Annotated in this window: 21 protein-coding genes and 1 pseudogene; 11 read left to right on the top strand and 11 right to left on the bottom strand. The window is 65.0% G+C overall.

Annotated features, from left to right (window positions below):
- Both VFH65_RS08385 and VFH65_RS08380 read left to right on the top strand, forming a co-directional pair.
- Nucleotides 1-302 (top strand): isoprenylcysteine carboxylmethyltransferase family protein (locus VFH65_RS08385; RefSeq protein WP_353320683.1); only part of this gene is annotated, 302 nt, incomplete at its 5' end.
- Nucleotides 299-1,315: an NAD(P)/FAD-dependent oxidoreductase gene (locus VFH65_RS08380; RefSeq protein ID WP_353320682.1), complete on the top strand. Its 1,017-nt coding sequence runs from the start codon at nt 299-301 to the stop codon at nt 1,313-1,315. The genes VFH65_RS08385 and VFH65_RS08380, both read left to right, overlap by 4 nt.
- Nucleotides 1,316-1,454: 139 nt before the next feature.
- Here the strand turns inward: VFH65_RS08380 and VFH65_RS08375 are convergent, their stop codons facing one another.
- The 3 genes from VFH65_RS08375 to VFH65_RS08365 form a co-directional block, all read right to left on the bottom strand.
- A complete protein-coding gene (locus VFH65_RS08375; RefSeq protein ID WP_353320681.1) occupies nt 1,455-2,981 on the bottom strand; it encodes an MFS transporter in 1,527 nt (508 codons plus the stop codon).
- 78 nt (nt 2,982-3,059) lie between these two features.
- Nucleotides 3,060-4,178: a hypothetical protein gene (locus VFH65_RS08370; RefSeq protein ID WP_353320680.1), complete on the bottom strand. Its 1,119-nt coding sequence runs from the start codon at nt 4,176-4,178 to the stop codon at nt 3,060-3,062.
- Between the two features lie 56 nt (nt 4,179-4,234).
- On the bottom strand, nt 4,235-4,537 hold the full coding sequence (locus tag VFH65_RS08365; protein ID WP_353320679.1) for a DUF732 domain-containing protein: 303 nt from the start codon (nt 4,535-4,537) through the stop codon (nt 4,235-4,237).
- Between the two features lie 410 nt (nt 4,538-4,947).
- Here VFH65_RS08365 and VFH65_RS08360 point away from each other — a divergent pair, with 410 nt between their 5' ends.
- Complete coding sequence (locus VFH65_RS08360; RefSeq protein ID WP_353320678.1) at nt 4,948-6,117, top strand: hypothetical protein; 1,170 nt, start codon at nt 4,948-4,950, stop codon at nt 6,115-6,117.
- 134 nt (nt 6,118-6,251) lie between these two features.
- Here the strand turns inward: VFH65_RS08360 and VFH65_RS08355 are convergent, their stop codons facing one another.
- Nucleotides 6,252-7,946, bottom strand: coding sequence for a hypothetical protein (locus VFH65_RS08355; RefSeq protein ID WP_353320677.1), 1,695 nt, complete (start codon nt 7,944-7,946; stop codon nt 6,252-6,254).
- 140 nt (nt 7,947-8,086) lie between these two features.
- On the opposite strand from VFH65_RS08355, the gene VFH65_RS08350 reads away from it, so the two are divergent.
- The 3 genes and pseudogenes from VFH65_RS08350 (at nt 8,087) to VFH65_RS08340 (ending at nt 11,384) form a co-directional block, all read left to right on the top strand.
- A complete protein-coding gene (locus VFH65_RS08350; RefSeq protein ID WP_353320676.1) occupies nt 8,087-9,730 on the top strand; it encodes a hypothetical protein in 1,644 nt (547 codons plus the stop codon).
- Nucleotides 9,731-9,919: 189 nt separating this feature from the next.
- A pseudogene (locus tag VFH65_RS08345) lies at nt 9,920-10,665 on the top strand (Mut7-C RNAse domain-containing protein).
- A gap of 413 nt (nt 10,666-11,078) precedes the next feature.
- Entirely contained in the window at nt 11,079-11,384 is a 306-nt protein-coding gene (locus VFH65_RS08340) for a hypothetical protein (protein WP_353320675.1), read from the top strand.
- Nucleotides 11,385-11,793: 409 nt separating this feature from the next.
- Here the strand turns inward: VFH65_RS08340 and VFH65_RS08335 are convergent, their stop codons facing one another.
- Nucleotides 11,794-12,324 (bottom strand): DUF488 family protein, encoded by a 531-nt coding sequence (locus VFH65_RS08335; RefSeq protein WP_353320674.1) that lies wholly within the window; start codon nt 12,322-12,324, stop codon nt 11,794-11,796.
- 46 nt (nt 12,325-12,370) lie between these two features.
- Nucleotides 12,371-14,662 carry an alpha/beta hydrolase-fold protein gene (locus VFH65_RS08330; protein WP_353320673.1) on the bottom strand — a complete coding sequence of 764 codons (2,292 nt, stop codon included), beginning with the start codon at nt 14,660-14,662 and terminating at the stop codon, nt 12,371-12,373.
- Nucleotides 14,663-15,004: 342 nt separating this feature from the next.
- Between VFH65_RS08330 and VFH65_RS08325 the strand changes: the two genes are divergently transcribed.
- A complete protein-coding gene (locus VFH65_RS08325) occupies nt 15,005-15,958 on the top strand; it encodes an esterase family protein (protein ID WP_353320685.1) in 954 nt (317 codons plus the stop codon).
- A 58-nt stretch (nt 15,959-16,016) separates the two neighbouring features.
- Here VFH65_RS08325 and VFH65_RS08320 read toward each other — a convergent pair whose 3' ends face one another.
- A complete protein-coding gene (locus VFH65_RS08320) occupies nt 16,017-16,502 on the bottom strand; it encodes a DUF6644 family protein (RefSeq protein ID WP_353320672.1) in 486 nt (161 codons plus the stop codon).
- 25 nt (nt 16,503-16,527) lie between these two features.
- Nucleotides 16,528-16,911, bottom strand: coding sequence for a DUF6152 family protein (locus VFH65_RS08315; protein WP_353320671.1), 384 nt, complete (start codon nt 16,909-16,911; stop codon nt 16,528-16,530).
- A gap of 122 nt (nt 16,912-17,033) precedes the next feature.
- Between VFH65_RS08315 and VFH65_RS08310 the strand changes: the two genes are divergently transcribed.
- Together VFH65_RS08310 and VFH65_RS08305 are read left to right on the top strand one after the other, a co-directional pair.
- Nucleotides 17,034-18,128, top strand: a complete 1,095-nt coding sequence (locus VFH65_RS08310; protein WP_353320670.1) for an alpha/beta fold hydrolase — start codon at nt 17,034-17,036, stop codon at nt 18,126-18,128.
- A 137-nt stretch (nt 18,129-18,265) separates the two neighbouring features.
- Nucleotides 18,266-19,735, top strand: a complete 1,470-nt coding sequence (locus VFH65_RS08305; RefSeq protein ID WP_414688383.1) for a serine hydrolase domain-containing protein — start codon at nt 18,266-18,268, stop codon at nt 19,733-19,735.
- 419 nt (nt 19,736-20,154) lie between these two features.
- On the opposite strand, the gene VFH65_RS08300 is transcribed toward VFH65_RS08305, so the two are convergent.
- On the bottom strand, nt 20,155-21,144 hold the full coding sequence (locus tag VFH65_RS08300; RefSeq protein ID WP_353320669.1) for a hypothetical protein: 990 nt from the start codon (nt 21,142-21,144) through the stop codon (nt 20,155-20,157).
- Between the two features lie 34 nt (nt 21,145-21,178).
- A complete protein-coding gene (locus VFH65_RS08295; protein WP_353320668.1) occupies nt 21,179-22,294 on the bottom strand; it encodes a hypothetical protein in 1,116 nt (371 codons plus the stop codon).
- 315 nt (nt 22,295-22,609) lie between these two features.
- Here VFH65_RS08295 and VFH65_RS08290 point away from each other — a divergent pair, with 315 nt between their 5' ends.
- Nucleotides 22,610-24,013, top strand: a complete 1,404-nt coding sequence (locus tag VFH65_RS08290) for a WS/DGAT/MGAT family O-acyltransferase (RefSeq protein WP_353320667.1) — start codon at nt 22,610-22,612, stop codon at nt 24,011-24,013.
- A gap of 714 nt (nt 24,014-24,727) precedes the next feature.
- Nucleotides 24,728-25,090, top strand: a complete 363-nt coding sequence (locus tag VFH65_RS08285; protein ID WP_353320666.1) for a hypothetical protein — start codon at nt 24,728-24,730, stop codon at nt 25,088-25,090.
- A gap of 9 nt (nt 25,091-25,099) precedes the next feature.
- On the opposite strand, the gene VFH65_RS08280 is transcribed toward VFH65_RS08285, so the two are convergent.
- On the bottom strand, nt 25,100-26,869 hold a 1,770-nt coding region (locus VFH65_RS08280), incomplete at its 5' end, for an SbcC/MukB-like Walker B domain-containing protein (RefSeq protein WP_353320665.1).

The following is a 26,869-nucleotide window of genomic DNA, read 5'->3' as shown; positions in this document are numbered from 1 at the left end:
GGCTGGGCTGGCCGATGCTGGGGGTGGTGCTGGCGGCGCAGGCGCTGCGGTGGTGGTGCATCGGCACGCTGGGGCGGCAGTGGAACACCCGGGTGGTCGTGGTGCCGGGCGCTAGCCGGGTTTCTCGTGGGCCGTATCGTGTTGTGCCGCATCCGAACTACGTCGCGGTGGTGACCGAAGGGGCCGCTTTGCCGTTGGTGCACTCGGCGTGGATCACCGCGCTGGTGTTCTCGGTGCTCAACGCGGCGCTGCTTCGGACGCGGATCAGAGTCGAGAACGAAGCGCTCGCGAGCCTGACGTGATCGACTTGCTCGTCGCTGGCGGTGGCCCGGCGGGGCTGGCCACCGCGTTGCACGGCGCTCGGGCGGGGCTCGAGGTGGTCGTCGTCGAACGGCGCAGCGGAGCAATCGACAAGGCCTGCGGCGAGGGGTTGATGCCGCATACGGTGCGGCAGCTGGGGCGTCTCGGGGTGTCGCCGCCGGGTAGGGAGTTCGTGGGCATCCGCTACCGGGACGGGGAGCGAGAGGTCAGCGCGTCTTTCCGGTCTGGCGCGGGTCTTGGGGTGCGCCGGATTGCTTTGCACACAGCGCTTTTGGAGGCGGTCGCCGCGGCTGGGGTTCAGATCGTGCAGGGCGACGTCGGCTCGATCACTCAGGACGGGGATTCGGTCTCTGCGGCTGGTTTGCGTGCGCGGTACTTGGCGGCGGCCGACGGGCTGCACTCGCCGGTGCGGCGGTCACTGGGACTGGAGATGACTTCGCGTGGGCCGCGGCGGTGGGGGATAAGGCGGCATGTGCAGATCGCGCCGTGGACGGATCACGTTGAGGTGCATTGGGCGCCCGGGGCGGAGGCGTACGTGACGCCGGTCGCCGACGACTGTGTGGGGATTGCGATTCTGTCGTCGCAGCGGGGTGGATTCGACAGCCATCTTGCGGGATTCACCGCTCTTGGGGAGCGGGTGCGAGGTCATGGGCACGGGCCGGACATGGCGGCAGGCCCGTTGCGGCAGAAGGTTCGCAGCCGAGTCGCCGGGCGGGTGCTGCTAGTGGGTGACGCGGCGGGCTATGTCGACGCACTGACCGGTGAAGGGTTGGGGATCGCGTTTGGTGGCGCGGAGTTGTTGGTCGGGTGTGTGGTTTCGGATCGGCCGGGTGACTACGACCGGCAGTGGCGCCGGATGTCGCGGCGGTACCGGCTGTTGACGGCGGCGGTGTTGCAGGCAAGTGAGTACGCGCCGGTGCGCTCTCGGATCGTGCCGGCGGCGGCGGCGATGCCAAAGGTGTTCGCGGGCATCGTGAATCAGCTCGCGGAGTAGCAGCCGGCGCTTCTGCATCGCATGTGCGTGCACTGGAGTCACTTCCGTCACAAGAACGGGGGCATAGCCCTCTCTGGAATGTGATAGCGCATGTGATGGCGGCGCCGGAAGTTCGGCGCCGCGCAAGCTCTTGTGCGAACTATCTGGCGTCGATGGGCTTGATCAGCCAGAGCGCCAGGATGATTGCTGCCACCGGCCCCACGGCCATGACCAGACTCAGCGTGTGAATCGCGTCGACCGCGTTGTGCGTCGCCTGATCGACCACCAGACGCGCCTGCTCGGGGTCGACCAGATGTGCGCCGCGGCCGCCGTGCGCCGTCAACAACGCCTCGCGTGTTTCCGCGCGCGTGATCCCGGACTTGGACAGTTCGTGCACGCTGTCGGTGAGAAAGAGGTTGATACCGACGAGCGCGAAAAGGGCGGGCCCGAGCGAGTATCCGCCTTCGTTGACCGCACTCTTGACGGCGGACACCGCACCGCCGAGATCCGTTGGCGCGCTGCTCATCATGATGGTGGCCTGCGGCGTGGTGACCAGTGCACCGCCGACAACGATCAGCGCCGTCGTCACGAACACCACCGTGCGCGACGTGTCGAGGTCAAAGGACCTCAACACGAGCAGGCCGGCCAGCATCACGGTCAGCCCGCTGACGAGGACGGTGCGAGTGCCGAACCGGTTCGCGGCCGGGCCTGCGGCGGTGGCCGCCAGCGCCGCCATTGCGGTGGCCGGAATCAGCAGTAAGCCGAACAGCTCGTGCGATTCCTTGCGGATCGTGACGAGGTAGAAGGCCAGCAGGACCATCGATCCGCCGAGCACGATGTTGAACATCACCCCGGCGGTCACGGCTGCGTTGAACCGCCCCGAGCGAAAGACCCGCATATCCAGCGCCGGATCCTTCGTGCGCAGCTCCTGCATGACGAACGCGAAGCCCGCCAGAAGGCCCACCGCGATCGCGGTGACACCGACGGCGTTGAAACCGGTCTCCACCCGCGAGATGCCGAAGATCAGCGCCAGCAGCGCGACCGCGAACAACGCCATGCCAACCAGATCCAGCCGACGAGTGGCGCGCACGGTCTCCGGCACGTACCGCCACGTGATAGCCAAGCCAACCGCGGCGATAACCGGTACCACGAAAAAGCATGCGCGCCAACCGATTGCGTGTGCCAGCATGCCGCTGATCGCGGGCATCGGGGTGGCGACGGCGTAGCCCACCCCGAAGTACGCCGCGATCGCCGCGGCCCGTCGACCGGGCGGGAACACCGCGTTGGTGATCGCCAGCGAGAGGCCGATCAGAAACGCCAGTGTCACTCCGGTGCCGGCGCGGGCGACGATCAACACAGCGGGTATGGGCGCGGCGGCGGCCAGCGCGCTGAATGCGATCGCACCGCACATCCCGACCAGGTACATGCGCCGCATTCCGTACAGATCGCCAAGCGCGCCTGCGCTGAGCACCGCCGCCGCCATGGTGAGGGTGGCCAGGCTGGCGACGAACGTTGAGGTGGCTCCCGAGATCTGCACGCCGGCCGAGACGACCTGCAAGTTGGCCGAAAGGGATGTCGGGTCGCCGATGGAGATGGCATAGCCGAGGCCCATGGCGATAACCGTCATGGCGGCCGCCAGCCCCGAGACCTGACGTTGTTGAGCTTCGGCGCGAGCACCCGTCGGCACGCGCTGGATGCTACCGGCGCCGAGAGCCGCGCCGTACGAAGTTCACGCCCCTCGGCCGGGTGCGGCGTCGACAGCCCGCTAGTTGTAGTCGGTGCTGCCGTCGACGGGATGGGTGGTGCTGATGAGCTTGGCGTAGCAGTGGTCTCGATCGAATCCGCTGCTCGTGCACCACGCCAAGGCGCCGTCGGCGGTCGGAAAGCCGGTTCCCACGATCGTCACCCAGAAATTGGATTCGGAGAACGTCGACCAGTCCCCGGACCACAGGAGTCGAACGCCGGGGTAGGTCTGGCGAAGCTGTTCGTGCTCGGCCAACGTCATCGCGTTGGTCCACGTTTGTCCTTCGGCGACCAGTCCGGGCCGCTTGGAACTCAGTTGCGGTACCCAGCGCTCCGCGAGTCCCGCAAACACGATCGGCTGATCGCTCGCGGCGATGGCGCGTAGTTGGCTTCCGCTGGCGGACTCGATATCCGGCAGCGGCGCGGGCCCAACCGATGGCGGTAGCGCTCGTGCCGACGGCGAACTGAGATTGGTGGTCTCGATGATGTTGACCTGTAGCGATGGCACGGTCGTCGACCCGCCGATCTGAGTGTCGTATGTGAAGGCCCCCTGAACCTCGACGAACATCGTGACCATGTCCGTCTCAACGAAGTTGGCGACCATGCCTGCGTCATGCGCAGTGATGAACGTGTTTTGGTCGTAGTCGTAAGGATCCGCCGCCGGAGCAGGCCCGGTGTCCGCGCGGAAGGTCGTCGTCCCCGTCGCCGCGTCGAACTGAGTTATGACCCCGTAGACGACGATCTTTCGACCGGCCCAGGAGTCGGGATTCTTAGCCATGAGGGCGAATTCACGCGCGCTCACCGATTCGTACGTCGACCGGTCCAGGCGCGCGGCCTCCAGGGCACGCCTTCGCTCGGCCTCAATGGTTGCAAGCTCAGGTTCCGTTGTTGGTGGCGCGCTGCTCGGTGGGCTTGCACCGAAGGACGGCGACGGGCTCGAGGGCTGCGGCTGTACTGGATCGGATCCGCTGAGCTGAAGACCGAGCAAAACGCCGACCGCCAATACCAGCACCGCAACAAGTCCGGCGATTGACGCGCCGAGCACCGGACTGCGCTTCCCCTGCTCAGGACGTTGATCGTCATAGTCGGTGGGCCACGGGACTGCTGGCGGTTGATGGTCGGGGTACTGGGGGAAAGCCATGAGTTTGTCCTTCAATGCGGATCGAAGCGGTCGTCAAAGGCGACGGTGAAGCGCGGTCAGCAGAGGTAGGTGTTGGCGGCGATCGCCATACCCTGGGCCTGCGCGTAGGTGAGGTTGTTCTGCGGGGCCCATACGAGGTTGTTGACCGTCGTATCCAGTGGGATCCACAGTGACTTGTCCGCGCAGACGGCGTATCCCCAGCGCAGCAGCGTGACGTAGTTGCCGTCGTGGGGCACGATGCCCATCCGGGAGACTGCCGTGAGATAACTCAGCTCGTCGGCGGACGCAGGCGCGGAGCCAATGATTGCGCCGACGCTGAGGGTGAGTGCCAACATAATGCCGGCCAGTAGTTTCTTCATGCGGGTACTTCTTCGTTGATCGCCCAAATTGTTGCTGCGCAAGGACGCCGCGGATATTGGGCTTCGAATCATCTGACGGTTCACTCTTGATTTGACCTTGAAAGACCTAGCCCCATCGGGGGATCCGCCTTAAGGCGAACCTACGGCGATACCCGCGCAGAGGAATCGGGTGTTTCCCTATTCTTTGTTTGCTGAGATTGCACAAGTCCGTCCCGTCGACCGACCGGCTTCGGGACCAACACCTCAGCGAAAAGCGGTGCGCATCAGACGAACCGGCGTACTGCTCTGCGGTGCGGAACCCCGTCACGGAGCGGAATGCAGATGATCGGGGTATCCGATGCTCTCTTCCAGTGAGACACTGGTGCGACATAGGATTGCCGACTCATTACTTAGGTCCGTGGGGGAACGTCGTGGCTTCGTCATACATGCGCTTCGCGGGCGTCTGTGTGCTCTCTACGGGTCTCTTCATAGGGGCTTCCGGAGGCGCGATCGCCGCGGCCGATACCGATGCCAACGATTCCAGTGCGACCGCGGACGACGGCGGGTCGAGCCAGGGCAGCGGTACCGCGAGCAGCCCCGCCCCCAGTACGACGAGCAGCCCGGTCGGCAGCATCACGGACAGTTTGCGAAAGACCCTTCACGGCGTCCTGAGCAACTTCGGCTCGGGCAGGACACCAGGCCTGCGGCCTTCGACCGGCGCGGACAGCCCGACGGTAGAGCCGGGCGGCAGCACGGAGACTGCGGACGAGAACGACGACTCTGGTGCCGCGGTTGCCTCACCGGTCGAACCCGTTCCGACCGTGGTCGAACCGGTCACCAATGTCGAGCCGGTTCCTAGCGTCGTCGAGACGACTCCCACTTCGGACGTGTTGGCTCCGAGGATGCTGGCGGTCCAGAACGTGATGGCCCCGGTTTCGACGGTCGTCGCCGGTCTGGTCGGGACAACTTCTCAAGTCATCGCACTGGTTGAGAACATGGCCACCTCGGCCGCCGGTGCGGTCCTCGCGTTCACGTCGCTGCAGCCCGACCTTTCCGCCTTGCTCGGCGTCCCCGGAGTGGATCCAGTACGGCAAGGAGTGGACGGCCGCAGCGGTATGGCGCCATCGGCAACGGCCGACGCATTTCTGACGGCGTTGCAATCGCCAGTCGTTCCACTGCAAACCGGTATCCCCGGGGTGACGTGGGCCGAAAGGGAAACCGGGGCCGAACCGCTCGGATGGGCTGCCACGACCCTTCTCGGTCAGGAGTCACCCTTGCTCGAGGCGGGCTCAGGGGCCGATGGCCTCATTCCGGTAGGCGTGCGGGAGTTTTTCCAGCAGACCATCGACGAACTCCGGCGATCCCCGGCACTCGCGGTACTGCTGTATGCCGCTCTGCCAGGCGTCGGGGGGCTTCTGTTCCTGACCGGAGCGGGGATGCGCCTCGGATACCGTCAGGCCAAAGCCGGGTTCGCGCTGCGAGTAGCGGGCATCGCCCGCTTCGCCCCTTCCGGGCCGATAGGTGTCGTCCGTTCCGGGTCATTGGTTTTCGTGCGTCCGCGCGCATTGGCCACCGGACGTGTTCTCGACGAAGCTGCATAGATCACTGCTGCATCGCATGTGATGTCGCTTTCTGACATCGACGCATGGTCCTTCGCCGGCGTGCACTGGCGTCACTTCCATCACAAGACCGCGGGCATGTTGCCCTGTGGCATGTGTGATACGGCGCCAGGCTTCTAGTCGCCGGTCTCGGGTTCCGAGGGTTTGTCGGCATCATTCGGCGACGTCCGAATCTGAGTCGTCGCCTCGGACGCCGGTTCGCGGCGCAGGATCCGCAGCGTCTGCGGAGCCTCCAGCACCGTCGTCGAATCCTCTTTGAGGCGAACAATTCTCGGCGCTGCCGAGGGCTTTGGGGGCCACGCGATGGTCGGCGCCGCGGCGGTCGCAGGTTCAGGCGAACGCGAAGGCGCAGGCGACGGCGATGGCGCCGGCGGCACTGAAGCGCTCTTCGCCTCCTGACGGCGCACCAGATACCCGGCCAGCGGACCGGTGAACAGCATGGCCACCAGGACCGCGAGGCTGACCGCGCAGACGACCACGTCGAAGGTGCTGGTGATCTGCTGGGCCAGGTTGTTGCCGTAGATGGCGTCGGGCGACGGCTCTGCATAACGCGGGGCGAGCACGACGCCGATGGCCAGGTTCGCGACCGTGAAGACGAACAGCACCCCGCAGAACGCCGCGATGACGGTCGGCGTCGCCTCGCCCCTACCGAGTTGGCGTGACAGCCACCGCGCAATCAACCCGGTGACCACGTTGAACGCCGTCATCGCCACGCTGTCGTACAGGGCTCGAGGCAGATCCAGCGACCAGGCGATCAGGTAGTCGACGACCCGCAGTCCGGCCGCCGCAAACGCCCAGAACGCGATGAGCGTCAGACACTTCTGCGCAGCCGAGCGGTAGGCGCCCAGCGTCGGAGGCTTGATCAGGAAGATGGCGTACAGCGTGGTCGGCGCGACGATCGCGGCGGCGGCAGCCCAGAACAGATAACCCTCGTAACCGACGGCGGCTGTCGAGGTGTTCTGGGCGATGCCGTGGAAGGCGTCGATTTCACGGCCGATGGGAAGGATCCACACGAGCGTCGCGGCCAGCGCGGCCGAGGCGCCCACTGCCGTGGTGGCCAGTCGCGCGGCGGCGGACTTCTCCAGAAGCCAGCGCGACGCGATGACCAACGCGATCATCGCCGCCGCGCCGTAGAGCAGCGTGGTGATGATGACGGCGACGTCCTGACCGCCGAAAGGGGCGTCCGTGACGAACAGGTAGCGCAGCCGCCAATACACATTGAAGGCGACCGACAGCGTCGCGAGCGCGATCGACACCGCGCCGAGCGATCGAGCGACCGCGTACCAGCGCCGAAAGCCGTTGTCCTGGATGGTGATACTCGTGATCGGCGGCTGCGCCGCGAGCAACGCGCCCGCGATGCCGACGATCAGGCCGGGTCCCACACCCGGCGGCACCAGCCCGGTTCCGCCCTCGCCAACGGTCTGCACCAGGTGGTACCCGACGAAGCCGAGCGCGACCACCACGTAGGGGACGCTGAGCAGCAACCGGATCAGGCTGGTGCGGCGGACGTCCGGCTCCGGGCCGGTGAGCCGCAGCGGCCCCACGTGCGGCGCGAGCGCGGCGGCGACGGCGAGCAATGTCGCCACGGCGACGACGCCGAAGAGCAGGCCGTTGCTGCCGGGGACGCCGAGCCCGAAGTCGAGGTTCCACGGCAGCAGCAGCGCCAGGACGAGCAAGGCGACCGCGACGCCGTCGCGCACGATGTTCGCGCGGACGGGTACGTAGCCCACCCGGGGCGACCGGCCAACGGCGGGTGCGGCGGTCGTGGCCACCGCGACGGTGGCTGGCGCGTCGTAACGCTGGTCGCTCACGTAACGATTTCCTCTCTGACGTGACGCCGCGAGGCGTTGCCACCTCAGGGTGCTCACTTTTGCTCCTTTGCACAAGCAACGAGGTGGGGTGCCCGGTAGTTTTGGAAGTTGCGCAGGCTGCGAGAAGGGAAGTGTGGGTCGTGGACGTAGTCCTCGGGGTGGCAGTCACCGGACGGGTGGCTCGTCTGGCGATGGTCGGGTCGCCCGCCTCGGGCGGACAGGTGTTGGACCAGTACGCGCTGGACCTGCCTGACGACGCGATGACCGACCTGGCCGACACCATCGTCGGCACCTATCGTGCGGTGACCGACTCGGGCAACCGGGTGGCCGCGACACGGCTGTGTCTGCCCGACGCATCTGAGGCCGAGACGCTGCGCCAGACCGTCTTGAGCGCCGGCGTGGAGAACGTCGACGTGGTGTCCGAGGCCGATGCGGCCGCGGCGCTGGCCCGCAGTGTCGGCGCGGACGCCGCATTGTTGCTGGCCGATGACGACACCGTGTCGCTGGCCGTGGTCGGCGAGGACGAGGAGTCGACGTCGGTGCTGGCGTCGGTGCCGATCGGTGCGGCTGGTGTGGCCGTCGCGTGTGCCGCTGTGCTGCAGCAGGCGCCCGGCCCTGAGGTCCATCGGATCATGCTCGTCGGGCAGCGCCTGGATCTTGAATCGGTTGCGGCCGAGCTGCGGTCGACGACGCCGGTTGAGGTGCCTGCGGATGCGGGCTACGCGATCGCGCGAGGCGCGGCGCATACGGCCGAGGAGTCCGGATTCCCGGCGGGGGCTTCGACGATGATGGCGCCGGCGGTGGCCGACGCGACCCAGATGGCGCCCGCGGCGGCCGACGCGACGCAGATGGCACCGGCGACCGGCGATTCCGCGGCGGTCGGGCCGCAGCTGGCGTACTCGCAGGCCGAGGATCCGGACTTCTACGAGATGCCCGCTGATTCGATTGAGGAATTCGTCCCCGAGCAGGAGGACGAGGAGGCGTACACCGCGATGATCGCGCCGCCGCCGCCAAAGACGCTGCTGATGGGCAGCGCGCTGGGGTTCGTGGTGGTCAGCTTCGCGACGCTGGCAGTTACGGTCGCGGTCAACGTAAGGCCAGCCGCCGACGTCCAAGCACAGCCGGCACCTGCTGTTCAGTCGGACACGGTGCCGGGTCGTTACCTGCCGCAGGTGCCTCACGAGCCGGATCCGGTGGCGTTGCCGGTCGCGGTGGTGTCGCCGCCGCCCGCGGCCCCGGCCGTGACGAGGGTCCCGACCAATCGTGGGCCGGTGAACAACAACGCGCCCGCCCCGCAGGCGCCGGCTCCGCAGGCACCGCCGCCAGGGCCGGCTCCAGCGCCTCAGGTGCCGGTGGTCCCGGTTCCGCCGGTGGTCATTTTCCCGCCGTTCAACCCGTTCCCGACGCCGACGTTCCCGACGCCGACGTTCCCGACGCCGACGACGACTGTGACGACGACGCCGACCACCACGACGACGAGCACGACGCCGACGACGACAACGACTCCGCCGACGTCGACGACCACTGAGCCGACGACTACGCCTCCGTCGTCGGAGCCGTCGACGATTCCGGTGTCGCCGCCGTCGTCGATCGTCACGGTCGCGCCGGTTGAGCCGCCGCCGGCGCAGGCGCCCGCGTACACCCCGCCACCCGCGTACACCCCGGCGCCGGCATACACGCCGCCTGCGGTTGCGCCGGAACCGGCACCCGCGCCTGCTGCGCCAGTAGCGCCCGAGGCGCCGGTTGTTCAGGTGCCCGTCACGACGGTGCCGGTGTCGCCCTAGGTCTGAGGTCGATGTTGCAATTGCCAAGCTCATAGCGACAATGTCGCTAGATACATTGTGCGCCTGACAATTTGAGCGACATTGTCGCTCTGAGGCCGGCACTTTGCATAGTGGTCCTGCGCCGCCAACGACTGCATCCGAATCAGCGATTCACGACACTAGTCGGCGATCGGTCGGAGAGCATGAGGCATGGCCGGCTACGTGGATGTCCGGGCATACGCCGAACTCAACGACTTCTTGTCAGCTGAGTCGCGCGGTCTGACCGTGCGCCGTCCGTTCCGGCCACATCAGACCGTCAAGGACGTGCTGGAGGCGATGGGAATCCCGCATACCGAGGTCGACCTGGTCGTGGTCAACGGAAATGCACAAGACTTCGCCCACCGCCCAGCATCTGGCGACCGCATCGCGGTGTATCCGGTGTTCGAGGCGCTCGACATCGGGTCGACTGCACGGCTGAGGCCGGTGCCGCTGCGTGATCCGCGATTCGTCATCGACGTGAACCTCGGTCGGCTGGCGCGGCTGCTTCGCGTGCTCGGGTTCGACGTCTGGTGGTCTAGTGACGTCGAGGACCAGACACTGGTCGACATCAGCGTGGCCCAGCACCGGATCCTGTTGACCCGCGACCGGGCCCTGTTGAAGCGTCGCGCCGTCACGCATGGCCTATTCATCCACTCCGAGCATCCGAGGAGCAGACGCTCGAAGTAATCCGACGGCTACAACTGAGCCAACGGCTGGCGCCGTTTAGCCGGTGCGTGTGGTGCAACGGCAGGCTGATCGGCGTGAGCAAGGCCGAGGTGATCGACCGCCTCGAGCCGTTGACCCGGCGGCACTACGACGATTTCAGCCGCTGCGCGGACTGCGGACGCATCTACTGGCCGGGGTCGCATCGCGCGAGGTTGGCCAGCTTCGTCGAGCGACTCTGCGAGCAGCTCTGAACGACGGCTCATGCGATTAGCCCGTGCGGGGGCCGCTTGGCGCCCGCCTGCGCCAAGCAGCGCTACTTGTCATTTGCTATGGGCCGGCACCAAATTCAAGTAGTCCGCCACTCATGACCGACACGACGGCCACGCCTAGCTTGGACGAATCAGGAAACTGAGGCGGCGCCAAAGCTGGTGAACCAGGTTGTCTGCCAGACCGTTGAACTCGACAGCGGCGACGCGTAACTGAATCGCCCGATCTGGGGCCACAACAGGATAGCCCGACAGCAAATCCTCCGCCGCAGACGCGACGTGGCGTCGGTGAACCACATAACCACCGATCCGAGCCGACGGTTTCTTCCGCTGCACTGTTACGTCTTGGGAGACAACCGAATCCGCAGGAAAGCAACGAACACAAGAAGGACACGAAAATGAAGAACATCCTCTTTGCCTCAGCCGCAGCGGGTGCACTGGCATCCGCCGCGCTCGGACTGGCCGGAACCGCTACCGCGGCCCCGTCCGGCCCACCGCCGGTCGACCGCACGATCAGCCAACTGCAAGCGCAGGGCTTTCACGTCATAGTGAGCCGCGTCGACACCGCTGCGGTGGACTGCACGGTCAGCGCGGTTCGCCCTGGCCAGACGTTCTCGCGCACCGATTCCGGTGTACCTGGACGCGACGACGACCTTGTCACCACGGTGACCAATGAGACGGTCTACGTCGACCTCGCCTGCTGATATTCCATCGGAAAGACACCGCGGCGTCCACAATGGGGAGACCCTGGCTCAGGAGGGTTACACATGCTACGTGCAGCTCGCCGGCTGTTCCTCTGAGGGCTTCGGCGCTGTGCGCTGGCCCAATCCTCTTGGCTAAGCGGCTTTTTCAACCAATTGCATAACCAAGCCGTGACGCCGGCGCGGTTACTGAGCTCCTACTCGTCGCTGCACGTCCTTGTCAACGGCGATGGCGATGTCATGGACCAACCTCGAATGCCATCGCTTGTGGGCCTCCAGGTCTGCGGTCAGCGCATGACAGTCTGGACACTCCTGGTGGGCGGAAATCTCGTTCTGGGTTCGCTCCACGGTGCTGCACCTCCTCGGAAGCGGTCTGCCTCCACCGTGGCACGAACCAGGTCCCTCGTCCAGGTCAGTCTGAGCCTGCATCCCAGCCGATCTGGCCGTCCGGCCGCAGTCGCGCACCTTCCGACGGCGTATGGGGAACGAGCCGGCCGTCGTGCATGAGGTGACGGACCTGTACCGAGAACTTCAGCACCGCCACATCGGCGACGATTCGACGGTGACAACGCCACCACACCGCCTCGCTGCACATCATGGCCGTTCGCTGCCGTTCTGACTGCTCGACCATCTCCGCCAGCGCCTCATCGAACTGCGCGGTGCGGGTGTACGCGGCATAGGCAGCGAACTGCTTCACTCGCCACCAGACGTCCTCCGGGTCCGAACCGGCAGGCAGCCTTCGTCGTCCCCCCAGCCGGGGTTCCCAGCGATAGACCAGTCCGGCTTCCTGCGCCCACGTGGTGATCGCGCTCATCTCGACGTCGGGATTGTGCCTGCTGTTCGGAAATCTGCGGATGTCCACGAGTGCCTCGATGTCCGCAGCCCGTAGCAGCTGCACCAGCCTTGCTCTGTCGAGAGCACCGTGTCCCACCGATGTCAGCACCCCATCGGTGTACCCGCAGCGAGCCGACGAGGGTGGCCGCAGGCGGCTATCCCCGAAAGATCGCGGCGACCACCTCCTGTGACGGCATCGACGCCGTGGTCAATGTGATCGTGTGCCGACCGACGGGCACATGCACCAGAGGCCCCGTCGGTTCCCCGTCGAGCAATACCGCCACTTCGGGTGGCAGCGCGGCGAGCCTGATCTGCACGGCAGAGTCGGTCGACACGTTGAGGGTCGACACGTCCCATGGCGCAAGCCCGGCTCTGGCGACATCCACGGTGATGCCCGCGACGCCGCTGAGTGTCAGCGTCAAGAACCGCATCGGGGCGACCGCCGGCCCTGTGCGCCACATCAATTCGGTATACAGGCCGGGCGATAGGTCAAGGTCCGGTTCGACGCCGCGGCGGTGCCGAATGGTTCGCGTGGGGTCAGGCCGCGCATACGACCGCGCGTCAACCGAGGCGACCGCCCCGCGCTCGCCCGCCAACGCAGGATCGGCCGTCAGGTCCGATAACCACCAAACCTGGTGCGGCCCAATGCCCAGATCCGGCCGTACCAGCTCCGGATACCACGCGAACGTGATGTGCCCGGGGTCGCTCTGACGCAGGCCGGTGCCCATGTGCGAGACCGGATCGTCGAACTCGTCCTCCAGCACCCATGAGATGTGATCCTCGAACGGATACACGGTGAACCGGTAACGGTAACCGAGCCGGTCCAGTTCGAGCACCTGCGCCAAGACGGAGGTGATCGGCACGAACTGGTCGACGACTCCGTGTGCGATGACGAACGGCAGCCACCGCCCGTTGGCCAGCAGTTCCCAGGTGTCGCCTTCCCGGGCGCAATGGGAGTTCGGGTCGAGGTCGGCGGGGATGTCGACGTCGGGCAGCAGCCGCACACCACAGGTCGGTGGGCCGGCGAGCACGACCGCTTGGGCGAACACCTCGGGGTAGGTCAGGCCCAGCTTGTACGCGGCGTAGCCGCCCATCGAGTAGCCCGAGATCACGGTGCGGTTGGGGTCTGTGCCGAGCTGTTCGGCCACCCGCGCCCAGACCTCCCACACGTCGAGCTCGCCTTCGTCGAAGTACCAGCACGACGGACCCCGGGCCAGCGGTGTCACCACCACCGAGTCGCGGTCGTCACAGATCTGGTGCAGCAGCCGAGGGTCGATGGCGGCGAACTGGTTCTGGCCCAACGCAAGTGAGTGCAGCAGCAGCGTCAGCGGCAGCCTGCGGCCGGGCGTGTACGTCGCGGGCAGGCACACCGAGTAGGGCTGTACCCGGCCGAGGAACTGTGGGTCCGTGCCAAGGATGTTCGTCTCGGCGACGCCCTGGCCCAGCTCGACCGAGGAGACGTACCACCGGGTCGAGGTGCCCCTGACGACGGGCTCGTGGGTGGTGCGGCGACCGGCCAGCTCATCCCACGGGACGGCCAGCGAGAACGCGGACACGTTGCCGTCGGAGAGCGCATCGGCCTGCGCCTGATCGGACCAGAAGTTCAGGTGCGCCTTCTCCTGCTCGGAGGTGCGGAAGGCGACGTTGTAGACGTTGGGCTGCCCGGGCAGCGCGCCGCGGATGGCGGGAACGTCTTCGAACCCGTCGCCCTCCTCATTCGCCAACCCGGCCGCGAGTCGGACGGTCCAGGTACCGGTCGGCTCGACTAATGAGCGCGGGATCCGCGCGAGGAAAGATCGTGAGTCCACGTCAACGGTGTGATCTACCGGGGTCGACGCCCGTGTGGTGAGGTCGATCAGCCGTGCGCCGGCAGCCGAGACGAGGAGTGCCGAATCGATGCCGGCGGAGGTGATGCCTGCTCCGGCAGGCCACTCGTCGGTGGGGGCTTGGCCGCGGTCGGTGTCGAAGGTGAACAGCGCGATAGGCACGGCGGGGTCGAGCAGCGTGTTCCAGTCGACTCGCCACCACGTGTGCGTCTCCGTGAGCCCGACGGCGGCGCGGAAAATGTCGGCGCCGTTGCGGGCCGCGGGCCCGTCTGGGTAGACGTAGGTGCCGCGCGGAGGCACCAGCCCGCCGGTCGGGATGTCGACGGGCACGCCGGTCGCGCCATGATCGTCGTAGAGGAAGTCGGTCCAGAACAGCGCGCCGCCGGCGAAGCGAGCAGTGCCGCAGGTGCGCGGGAAGTCCTCGCCGAAGGGCCAGCCGGCGGGTGCGGGAAGCGCAGGTTCGGGCCGGCGCGCCGCGGGTGGCACCCCTTCGGGCATCCCATTGACCACGACGAGTTCGGACGGCGGAGCCGGTGATGGCGGTGCGACTGTCTGCAAGACCGCGTCGGCCACGTGTAATCCGACACGGATCGGCAGAAGTGCTATGTCGAGCAATGACATGACCTCAACCTATGGGCCAGGGGACAAGATCACGTCAATATCTGCGAACTCTTTACCCATGCTTGCTAAGCGTCCAAAACTGTTGTAGCAGCGATGATTTCACGAACCCTCCGCGTCCGGGCCAGCGCATCGAGCACGGCCTGCATCCGCGCACGGACGATCGGGCAGAAATCCCGCTCGTGTAACGGCCCCGTGAATGGGTACGACGTGTCCGGGTCAGCTCTGTGATCAGGGGGCTCGGCCTGGATGGCGGTTAGTGAAGAAACGGCAACTTCCATCGATCCTTGATCAACACCGCAGACGCGGCTCTGCGGATGCCATAGAAGAAAAGAGCAAGAGATGATGTCGTTTGTTCACAATTGCGCCAGGCGGCTCTGGACTGCCTTGACGGTGGCGATGTTGCTCGTGGGCCTGATCGGCGTCGCGGGCGGCGCGGGCACCGCTCAGGCCTACTCGCGGCCTGGTCTGCCGGTCGAAACGTTGATGGTGCCGTCGGCGGCGATGGGCCGTGACATTCCGGTCAGGTTCCAGGGCGGGGGACCGCGCGCGGTATATCTGCTTGACGGCCTGCGCGCCCGCGACGACAACAGCGGCTGGGACATCGAGACGGCGGCGTTCGAGTGGTACTACGAGTCCGGTGTGTCGGTGGTCATGCCGGTCGGCGGCATGTCGAGCTTCTACACCAACTGGCAGGCCCCAGCGGTGGGCAACGGCAGGACCTACAACTACCAGTGGGAGACGTTCCTGACCTCCGAGCTGCCGGCCTACCTGGCCGCCAACAAGGGCATCTCGCCGAGTGGCAATGCGGTGGTCGGGTTGTCGATGGCGGGCAGTTCGGCGTTGATTCTGGCGACCTACTATCCGGGGCAGTTCTCCTACGCGGGGTCGCTGTCGGGCTTCCTCAATTTGTCGGCCGGCGTCTGGCCGACGCTGGTGGGCTTCGCGATGCGCGACTCCGGCGGATTCGACGCGGGCGCGATGTGGGGACCCGGTGGCAGCCCGGCGTGGCAGCGCAACGATCCCACCGTCAATGTCGCGCGGCTGGCGGCCAACGGCACCCGCCTATGGGTGTACTGCGGTAACGGCACACCCACCGAGTTGGGCGGTGCCGATCTGCCTGCGCAGCTGCTGGAGACCATCACCCTTGACAGCAACCGGAATTTCCAGGCGCAGTACCTGGCTGCCGGCGGTAGCAACGCCACGTTCAACTTCGGCGCCGGGACCCACGGCTGGGGATACTGGGGCTCGCAGTTGAACGCGATGAAGCCCGACATCCAGCGCACGCTGGGCGCGTGACGTCGACGACGAAGCCGGTAAGCACATCGGCGGGCCTGATCAGGCCCGCCGGGCCGCGTCACCAGTACCCGATCATGCGTCCCGCACCGACTGCTGTCAGCCAGCTGATCAGCGAGACGCCACCCATGAGCGCTAGCCGCCGCGCTTCCGAGCGGGACAGCTCGCGGGTGGTGACGGCCCGCCACGCCGCGGTGCGGCGCAACGCGACGGCGTTGACCAATCCCAGTCCGATGGCCGAAAACTTCACCAGCAGAACGGGATTGTTCGCGTACTCGACAGCGTTGGCCGCCAACAGGCAGACACCGCTGGCTGCGGCGATTCCGAATCCAGCCATCGCTATCGGGGCGGCGACGGTGGTGATCGGCGCGAGCGGTGCGCGCCGCCACGCGCCCAGCAGCCGCAGGTCGAGTACGAGCACGGCGCCGAACAGCGTCGCAACACCGAACACATGAATCACGTTGACCACCGGGTAGGTCCACGGTCCGGAGTCGCGCATCAACGTCCCCAGCGCGGACGATTGCAGCCAGGTGAGCGCGTCGGTCATACGCGTGACGGTGCGGCTTCAGCCGTCAATTGCGTTCGGGGTAGACGTCGAACACCGTGTCGTTCCACGTGAGGCGCTCGGTCTTGACTTCGAGTGTTGCCTCGTCGAGGTGCCGGTGGCCGCTTGCGGTGACGGTGTCGCCGACGGGGATGGCGTCCTCGGTCAGGCCGGCCGCGGCGGTGCGCGTCGACGGCGCGAACACCAGTTCCCACCGCTCGTCATCGACTTGGATTTGGGCGGTGCCGTGCGGACCGGCAAGGCTGACGGGCGTCACGAGCGTTCCGGTGATTTCGAACTGCTCGTCCTGATACTCGCTCCAGCCGTGATGGGCGCTGGCGGGCGCTGCCACCGCCACGGCCATGAGGGCGATGGCGGCGAGGACGATGATCCAGTTGGAGTGTTTCCGCATAGTCGGACCTCCTGCTGCGAGCCTACTCGCGGGCGCGGATCGGTGTTTCGGGTAGCGGATCCGGGAAAATCGAGTACCCGGCTACTCTCGCGCGCGGTTTCTCCCGCGATGAACATGGCTTCATGTCCGGAGTGTTCTTGACCCAGAGTTCCGCGCAGGCGGTTCGCGCGCTGAGGATTCTGCGGCCAAGCACGTTGCTCCGCAGCGTATCTCGCCTCAATTTCCATGAGTTCGATTGCGGCAACTCAGCGGCGGCCGCGTCCGCTTTCCCCAATCCGTACACGGTGATCGATGCGCTTCTTGGTTCGCTGAGACTGACGTCGTCGTTCCCGTCGTTCTCGATGCCCGGAGTCGCTCCCGTTGGCCGCCTGCCTCACGGCCGCGTGGTTGAGCTTTCCAATCGTGGCAGCACCTACGTGGTGGACTCCGGCCCAACTGCCGGCGGTCCGACGTTTGTAATGCTCCATGCGCTGGCATGCACCGGGCTGTTGACGTGGTATCCATCGCTGGAGATGATGCGTCGCTTCGGGCGTGTGGTGGTGTTCGACCAGCGCTGGCACGGGGCGGGTATCGACTCGCCACGCTTTCTGCTGGAGGACTGCGCCGACGACGTCGCCGCGTTGGCCGACGAGCTCGGAATCGAAACGTTCATCCCGGTCGGCTTTTCGATGGGATCACTGGTGGCGCAGCAGGTGTGGCGGCGCCACCGAGACAGGGTCGATGCGTTGGTGCTCTGCGCCGCGGCAGCGTCATTCCGCCGTGCGGCCCATGAGCGGCTATCGACCGGTGTCTCGGCCGCGCTGGTAGACGCCTTCGGCCCGCAGCCCGGGCGGCCCGGCGCGGTGCCGCTGCCTGTCGCCGACGACGCCGTGACCAATGACCGGCTTTGGGCGGCGGCGCAGCTGCGGTCGACGAGCTATGGGGCGATGTTGGGGGCGTTGGCCGAAATCACCCGGTTTGATTCCACCCGCTGGATCGCTGACATCGATGTACCGACCTCGGTGCTGATACCGCTGCGTGACCGCGTGATCCCGCCGCGGCACCAGCGTTGGCTGGCCCACCAGATACCTGACGCGCATACCGTGACCGTCGATGCGGGACATACCAGCTGCACGCTGCAGTCGGACGCGTTCGTGCCGGGCTTGCGATCCGCTGTCGACTCGGTGGTTCAGCGAATCACGCAATCGCGCAATGCAACTGCTGGAGTACCCGCGTAGTCGGGCGCGACGTGCTGACCGCGCTGGACACCGGGCCCGCAGTTTCGACGGACATTGCTCACGAGCAGTGACACGATGCTCATGTGGGTTGTGTGCCACGGCCATCTGCGCGACGGGCCATTGCTATCGGAGCTGTTGTGCTGGTGCTCGCGACGGCGTGCTCGGGTGGGCATGAAGCGCAGACAGTAGTCAGCGACAGCGCGCAGGCAACGCAGACATCATCGACGGTGCTCGCACCACCACCACCACCACCAACTGCGGCTGCCACGCCCGACTTCGCAACGGTCTCCAAGCTGATCGACGATGCGATTGCGGCGCGTCGGCTGCCAGGTGCTGTGGTTGTGGTCGGGCATGGCGGCAAGGTCGTGTTCAAGAAGGCTTTCGGCATGCGCAAGCTCGACGGCCAACAGGGGCTCGAGGGGTCGCCTGCACGTGCGGAGCCGATGACCGAGGACACGATCTTCGATATGGCGTCATTGACGAAGCCCCTTGCCACGGCGACGGTCGTCATGCAGCTCTACGAGCAAGGCAAGGTGCAGGTCGACGATCCGGTGCAGAATTACCTGCCGGACTTCAACCCGTCCAACGATTCGCAGCGGGGAGAAGTGACGGTTCGCATGCTGCTGACGCACTATTCGGGGGAAGCGGGCGAGGTCGAGCTCGGAGATCCGTGGGGTCTCGATGGAGCCGACAAGGCAGAAGGCATTCATCGTGCGCTCACGAAGCCGCTGCAGTCGCGTCCCGGCGAGGTGTTCCGATACTCCGATATCAACTACATTCTGCTTGGCGCGCTGATCGAGAAGGTCACCGGCGAGGCAGAAGACGTTTACGTACAGCGCAATGTGTTCGGGCCGCTGGGTATGCGCGACACCCGCTTTCTGCCGGCGGCCAAAGCCTGTGGGCCGCACGAGATCAGGGGCGCGGCGATTGGGTGGGCCCCGGGTGCTGTGGCCGATTGTCCGGCGGATACGTGGAGTCTGGATCTGTTGTCGCGTATCGCGCCGACAGCGATCGACGAGGACGGCAGAGCCGATCCAGGCATGAATCCGGATCTCGACTATCTGCTTCGGGGCACGGTGCACGACACGACTGCGCGGCGTATGGGTGGCGTGGCCGGGCATGCGGGTGTGTTCTCGACAGCGCAGGATGTCAGCGTTTTTGCGCAGGCCCTGCTGGATCGGCTGGCGGGCCGCCCGAGCGAGTTTCCGCTGACGCAAGCGACTTTGGAGTTGATGACGACTCCGCAGCAACCCGGGTATACCGCAGAACAACTCCAAGCAGCCAACGATGCCGCCGCAGAAGCCGTCGCCACGACACCAAACACCGAGAATCCGTTGCTCGCTCCGAACTATCCGGCGATCGAGGGACAAGACCTGCGCGGCTTCGGCTGGGACATCGATACGTTCCTTTCGGTGCCGCGAGGCATGGTCTTTCCGGTCGGTAGCTTTGGGCATACGGGCTTCACCGGGACCACGCTGTGGATGGATCCTGGCTCGGATACCTATGTCGTTCTGCTCTCGAATTCAATCCACGTGCGAGGCAGTCGACCGATCCAGGCGCTGCGGGGTGAAGTCGCTACGGCAGCAGCCCAGGCCCTAGGTCTTTAGCGGCGGCGCAGCCTCCACGCCTGCCTGGCCACGCTGATCACCGAGCGGATCAAGTGGAGTCGCTTGATCCGACGAGCGAGCCCGTATTGGGAACTACCGAAACAACAGCAGCGGTTGTGGACGGCGTGTTCAACGCTCGTCGCCGTGGCACGCGGGATGGTTCGGTTTGCGTGCGTAGTGAGCGACAACTGCGCTTGCCGACGTTAGAGCCATGACGAGAGTCGTCTGGTGAACGACAGCGGGCCTCCACCGCAGGTGAACGAGTTGTCGCTTAAACACACGACACGCGTTGACCCCGCTGTGCAGTGTGTGTCGAAACATGACGGATCACCCGTATGACGGCAAGACGGTCGGCACCGTCATCACCGATCGGCTGCGCACTAGCGAGCGGGAAGCCACGTAGTTTGTCGCGAACTGCATCAGTCCGCTTGTCGTGACGCCAGTTCTGCATCGAGATAACTGATAAGCGTCACGAATCCGACGCCGACGATCATTCCGAGGACATCAGGAAGGTGGAGTGCGGGCGGGATGAAACCGATTGAGATGCCAGCCGTGATTACTGCAACCACGTGCGCTGAACGCTTGATTCGCCGCAGGGCGCTTAGCGTTGGTCCTGGGTCGATCTGTTCCGCCCCGGTCCAGGCGGCAGTCAAGTACTCCAGCGACCCCAGATTGGTATGGAGTTTCCCGGCAAGCACCTTTCCGAGGGTGGTATATGCGGACAGCAATCCGAATAGGAGGACCAGTGCTAAATACCGAGAGTCACCTCCGGGCCGGTAGAAGGTGTTCAGCAGATATGTCGAATTCTGATTCGACAGCAACAGGATTATGAATATAACCGGCGCAATGCCGTATACAAACCCCCAGGCTTTCAGAAACTTTCCAAGCTGATTGACGCTCAGGACCACCCACAAGATCGGGATTAGGAATAGTGTGCCAACAAGTAGGAACAGCAAGGAAATCGTCAGTAGAGATTGCCCTGAATTAGAATCGCCAACCCAGAATAAGGCAGACATACCGATGAAACCAATGATTACTAACTGCATGCGGAGTATGAGCGCCATAATATAGAGAAATGACGGTGCTTGAGCGCCGTTCTCGAGCACCTTCTGCGTCCACGATTGCGCTTCCTGCGTGTTCATGCGTAATGCCACGTAGCCGACGATTGCTAGCGAAATCACCAAGGGCATCCACGATCGCCAGTCAAACTGCGTGCTCTTACATAGCGGCGAAGCTGCCGAGCACCAGCGTTCGTTCTGAACATGTTCGGCGTACACCACCGCTAGACCACATGATCCAAGCATCGCGTATAGAGCAGCGATTCCGATAGCCCAGTTACGAACCACCGTGTGACGGGCGCTCAACCAAATTAGAAGCCATAGTAATCCACAGGCCCCGACAATGGTCACCGGACTATCGTGTTGCGGAAACATTGTGATGTCGCTATACCTGCCCGAGTTTCGGAACGCGTGTCACTTTGCCTTCGCCCAATTCGATGACTCGCGGCCGCCGATGAGCGTGGCTTGTCAACCAACGCCGGAACGGTGGAGAGTCATCGCTCTTAACGATGATCTGGGGCAGTTTATCCACAATCTCTAGATAGCGCCGGAATTGCCGTGGTATCCATACCGAAGGGTCATCCTCAACAAACTCGATCAGCCAGAGTTGGAGATCACCCTGCTCAATAACCAGTTGCGGAACACCATCGGGTGAGCTGTCAAACCCGTCCCGTTCAGCGTCCAAGCGCGATGGATACAAACTGATCCGCCTGGGACCAGGTTTCCATGGCAGCGAGTTGCCCGCTTGATCGAGGTAGTCGATCCAATTGCGCATTCGGTTCACGCCAGACTCATGCCAATTGGAGCCGTGAACAACCGCCACAAGGCTTCCGTCCGTTGCTAGCCTCGGCAAGACTGGAGGAGGCTCCCCAAAATCTCTCTCGCGAATTGACCCATCCTCGTCGATTAGAAGGTTAATGCCGTCACGAAAAAAGACGACGCGAGACACCTCCTCCGACAGTCCAGCAAGCTGAAGAGCCCTGTACGCATGGCTTGGTCCGGCACCCCCGTACCCGAACTGCACTCCCTTAATTTGGACCCATGCGTCGTCGCCGAAACGCATGAGCATGTGGTCACAGGATATGTACCGCCTGGAGTGCTTGCCATTGCGGTAGAAGGGTTGCAGCCCGAGCCCCGACTCATGCAGCACGAGACCAGAGCCAGCATGTCCGATCACTCTGGACACTGAGCCGTATCTCTCCGAGAACTCGGGAATCCTTGAATAGGATATCGACGGAATGGTCCCGTCAGGACCAAGTGCAGTGACCTTCCCTTGTGAAAGCCCTCGTAACTCCGCCGTGGTGGACTGACGAAGCCCCAGCTCCTGCGCCAGTACATCTGATGAAATCGAAAACCTCTGGCAGTGTTCCTCCAGTTCACGACCGAGTTCCAAGTCCGCCAGATCAGCCGCCGCGATACAGGTTCGGCGCTTCTTCGCGAGGCATTGAATCGTCTTGAGATGCTTCTTGCGAGCTTCCATCACGACCCGTCTTTCCGCCAAGCGAGTTCCTTTCGACGCAGTATGGCGCGCACTCCTGACACACAGGAATCTCCGCTGCGTTTAAGAGTGCTTCTGCGCAGTCAGTCATGTAGATCGCAGCCGTGAGGGCGTCGGCGGTCACCAAAGAGTGTCGCGACACCACCAGCAACCGCGACGGTTGGGAAGCGCGCGCGACGGCGACGACCGCTGGCCCTGAGCCCGCCGGGACACGTACTGGGAGCGGCAACTTCCGATCCGAGTTAGCGCCAAACGGGAACCGGGCTTGCACCAATTGCGGAGTTTTGACACTGAGGTCATCGGGCATACCAGGGTCGAATGGAACGCCTAAGCGGCCTCGACGCCAGCTTCCTCTACGCAGAGTCGTCCACCGTGCCACTAAATGTGTGCTCGGTAGTTGAGTTGGATACGTCCACCATTCCGGGGGGCTACAGCTTTGATCAAATCCATGACGATCTGGCGTTGAGAATCAAGGCGTTGCCGGAGTTTCGGTCCAAGCTCGCCGACAGCCAACTGAATCTGGACCACCCGGTATGGGTCGAGGACAACGACTTCGACTTGTCTTTTCATCTGCAGCGGATCGCCCTGCCGTCGCCGGGAGGTCGCAGGGAACTAGCCGACGTTTGTGGGCGTCTCGTGTCTGCTCAGCTGGATCGAAGCAAGCCGATGTGGGAGATGTGGGTGATCGAGGGAGTCGGCGACACGGATGCGCACGAGGGCGGCCCAGTCGCTCTGCTGATCAAGGTGCATCACGCTGCAGTGGACGGCGTGAGCGCCGCGAACCTGCTTACGCAACTGTGCAGCCCCGAGCCGGACTCTCCGCCTCCTGACCCGGTGGACGGGCCCGGCGACGCCACCGGGCTCGACATCGCCGCGGGCGGACTGGTGAGGTTCATCTCCCGTCCGCTGGACCTCGCCAGAGCGGTGCCCGCAACGCTGTCGACGATCGTCAATACCGTGAGTCGTGCCCGCAGTGGCACGGCGATGGCCGCACCGTTCAACGCTCCGGCGACGCGGTTCAACGCGGAGGTCACTGCCGAGCGCAACATTGCCATGGCGCAGCTGGACTTCGAGGACGTCAAACGGGTGAAGAACCGGTTCGGCGTCAAGGTCAACGATGTGGTGTTGGCGCTGTGCGCCGGTGCGCTCCGGGAGTTCCTCCGTGATCGGGGAGAGTTGCCGGACAAGCCGCTGGTGGCGGTGGTGCCGATGTCGGTGCACGACACGTCTCATCGGCCGGGCCGCAATCAGGTGTCGGGGATGTTCTGCAATCTCCACACTCACATCCAGGATCCGGGTGAACGGCTGCAGGCCATCGCCAAAGCGGATACCCGTGCAAAGGAGCACAGTCGGGCTATCGCTCCGTCGCTAGTGCTCGACTTGACCCAAGTCATTACCCGCGCGATGTTCGGCTTCGTATTGGGCGTGGCTGGTCATACCTCGCTGACTCATACCGCGATCCACAACGTGATCATCTCGAATGTGGCGGGGCCGCCGAACAAGCTGTATTTCTTGGGCGCCGAAATCAAAGCGTTGTATCCACTTGGCCCGATCTTTCATGGCTCGGGACTGAACATCACGGTGATGTCGCTCAGCGGCAAGCTCAACGTCGGCATCATCTCGTGCCAACAACTGGTGGATGACCTGTGGGGCCTGGCCGACCGCTTCAACGGTGCCCTCGAGGAGTTGCTTGAATGCGCGGGCCGTGCTGGCGGGGTTTAGCGTGCCCGCCTCGCTCGGCGGTGGGCACTGCGGGTGTGGCCCAGTTTGAGCCGCGCGGCGCTGCCCAGTTAGATGAGGCGGCGGTTGCGCCGACGTTCGGCCCCACTGTCGAATCAGCACGCCATCGCTGGCCGGCTCAACCTCGAATCCCCAGGTCACGCCCACGCCGTCGGGACCCTTGACGTTTCACACCCGTACCGTTGCCACGATCACCAATTGGGGCCGAGTTTGTTGAATGTCACATAGTTAGCTGCTTCTGACGCAGGCCACTTTGGATGGGTAGTGCTCCCTGCTTACGTCCGCCGAAAGTACTCGGATCTGGCCCGCCTGAGCTGCGATTTCATGCGCCAGTCGGACATCTTGGTAGATCGCGGCTAGATCACGGTGAACATGAAGGCGACCTAAAGGGGTTGCTCACCGCGCTCGGGCGTGTCGGTATGGTGCGGCATCGTGGGAAGGCACTCAATAGCCAAAAAGCGGCAACGGTCGCTGTTGTCCGTAGCTGCGGGCGTCGTCTCTGCCGCCGCATTGTTTGTTGTCGGTGCAGACAGTTATCCGCACATCAGTACCGACGTCTCATGCTGTGAGGAAGTCGCGGCGTCAAAGCCTTCGAGCCTGCCGCCTGCAGCGGTTCACCCGATCGCGCCCAAATCTGGTCCCCCGGCCCCGCCGCCGCCGTTGCCTCACGGCGTGGCACGTGAGGACGGACTCCAGGTGAAAACCATCTTGGCGGCCCGCGCGGTGAGCGCGGCGTTTCCCGAGATTCTCGATATCGGCGGCGTCCGCTCGGATTCATTGAAATGGCATCCGCACGGGATGGCGATCGACGTGATGATCCCGAACGCTCGCTCAGCGGCCGGGATAGCGCTCGGGGACAGTGTGCTCGCCTACGTCCTGAAGAACGCGGAGCGCTTCGGCCTGAATCACGCCATCTGGAGGCAGACCATCTACAGGCCCAACGGCTCGAAGAGAACGATGTCGGACCGCGGCGGGGACACGGCCAACCATTACGACCATGTTCACATCGCGACGGAGGGCGGCGGATATCCGGGGGAGGGTCAAACCTACCTCCGCTGATACGCGGTCTCAGACGCCAGCCGGCACCTTCGCGTCCGCCTTGCGCATCTCTTGACGCAGCGAGGTGAACTCCGAGATTGTCCGCGTCGCAACTGTCGCGACAGGTCGGGCATTGCGGCCCGTGGCCTCGGTCTTGGACACCATGACGACGCTGTCGATGTAGGGCTGAATCGTGGTGGCATTCTGCACCGTCGCCACGATGACCAGCTGGAAGCCGAACTTGCGAAACGCCTGCAGCGCCTGCTGCGCGAACTGCGGGTCGGACTTGGAGAACGCCTCGTCGAGCATCAGCTGTGCGAAAACCGGCCTGTTGTCGGCACTTTCGGGGCTCGCAAGGTTGAAGCTCAGCGCGCCGGCGAGGCAGAACGCCATCAGCTTCTCCTGCTCGCCGCCGGAGTTGTCGCCCGCGTTGCTGTGCGTGCGGATCAGCTCTTCGCTGCTGACGTCCCACTCCGCGCAGTCGAAGGTGAACCGGTTGCGCACGTCCAGGGCGTCGCGCGTCCACGCCTTGTCCTCGGGCGCGGTGGACGCCAGCCGGTTGCGCAGCCGCAGGATGTCGGCGTACTGATCGAGGATCGCCTGCTTGTCGCCCAACCCCACCTCGGCGATGCGCCGCGAGATGGACCGGACGATCTCGGTGAGCTCGGCGACCGCGGGCAGCTGCCGCGGCGTGGCCCGCAGCGTCAGCCGAGTGCCTCGATTGAACTCCACCGAGCCCAATCCGGTGTTGACGCGGTCGATTTGGTCGCTGATCCGCCGCGCCTCCTGCTCGGCTACGCGGTGCAGCGTGAGGATCGCGTCGGGGGCCTGCTCGGTCACCAGCCGCATCATCCGCTCGTAGGCCTCGGGCAGCTCGCGCTCGTCGATGTGCTTGCACAGCGCGACGTAGTCGTGCACGCGCTCATCAAAATCGTCGCTGTCGTTGGGAATGGCGTCGGGGAACGACGTGTCGAATGTGTTGAGGATGCGGGCCAATTCGTCGTAGGAGCGACGCCGGCTCTCCCGCAGTTGTTCGCGCTCCTTCTTGATCGCGGTGAACAGCGCATCGCGGTGCGGCTCGGGATCGAGCAGCTCCAGCGCGACCGGCAGTGCGGCGGCGTAGCGGTGCAGCAGTTCGGTCAGCGGCTCCGACACGAACGCCGGCGACAGCCGCTCCTGCAGCTCCATCAGCCGGGTGCGGCGCTCATCGAGGTTGTCGCGGCGGGTCTGGATCGCACCCCTTCGCGTCATGAATTTCTGGATCTGCGACCAGCATTCGTCGGCGCGCGCGTTCAGCGCCTCGAGGTCGGGGTGGTCGGCCAGCAGCAACTCGTACTGCTCGCGCAGCCGGTCGGCGTGCCCGTCTGCGGTCTCGGTGTCGATCTGGCTCCACTGCGGGTACTGCTCGCAGATCGCCTTGCACGCCGCCGCGCGGTCGCGCCACTGTTGGCGCTGGGCGGCTATGTCGTCGGCGGTGTGCCTGGCCTTCTGGTAGGTCTCCTCGGCGGTGGCGAGTTCTAGCGTCAGCGCGTTGATCTTGGCGGTGACGTCGCCCTGGTACAGGTACTCGGACTGCTTGACCGGTCGCCGGTCGTCTTTGACCGCTAGCCGGTCGGAGTCCTTGTACAGCCCCGTGTCGGTGACCGCGCGGCGGAACCGGTCGAACACATCGGGGGTGTCGACGCAGATGTGGTCGCCGGCGTTGGTGATGACGTCGACGGCCTCGGCGGCGCACGGATGCTTTGGGTCGACGGCAAACAGCTTGCCCGCCAACGTATTTGACTCCGGCTCAACGGGTTC

It is taken from the genome of Mycobacterium sp. (genome assembly GCF_035697385.1).
In the GTDB taxonomy this organism is placed as follows: Bacteria; Actinomycetota; Actinomycetes; order Mycobacteriales; family Mycobacteriaceae; genus Mycobacterium.
Note: the sequence above shows the minus strand (reverse complement) of the source record. Positions and strands in the feature narration are given on the sequence as shown.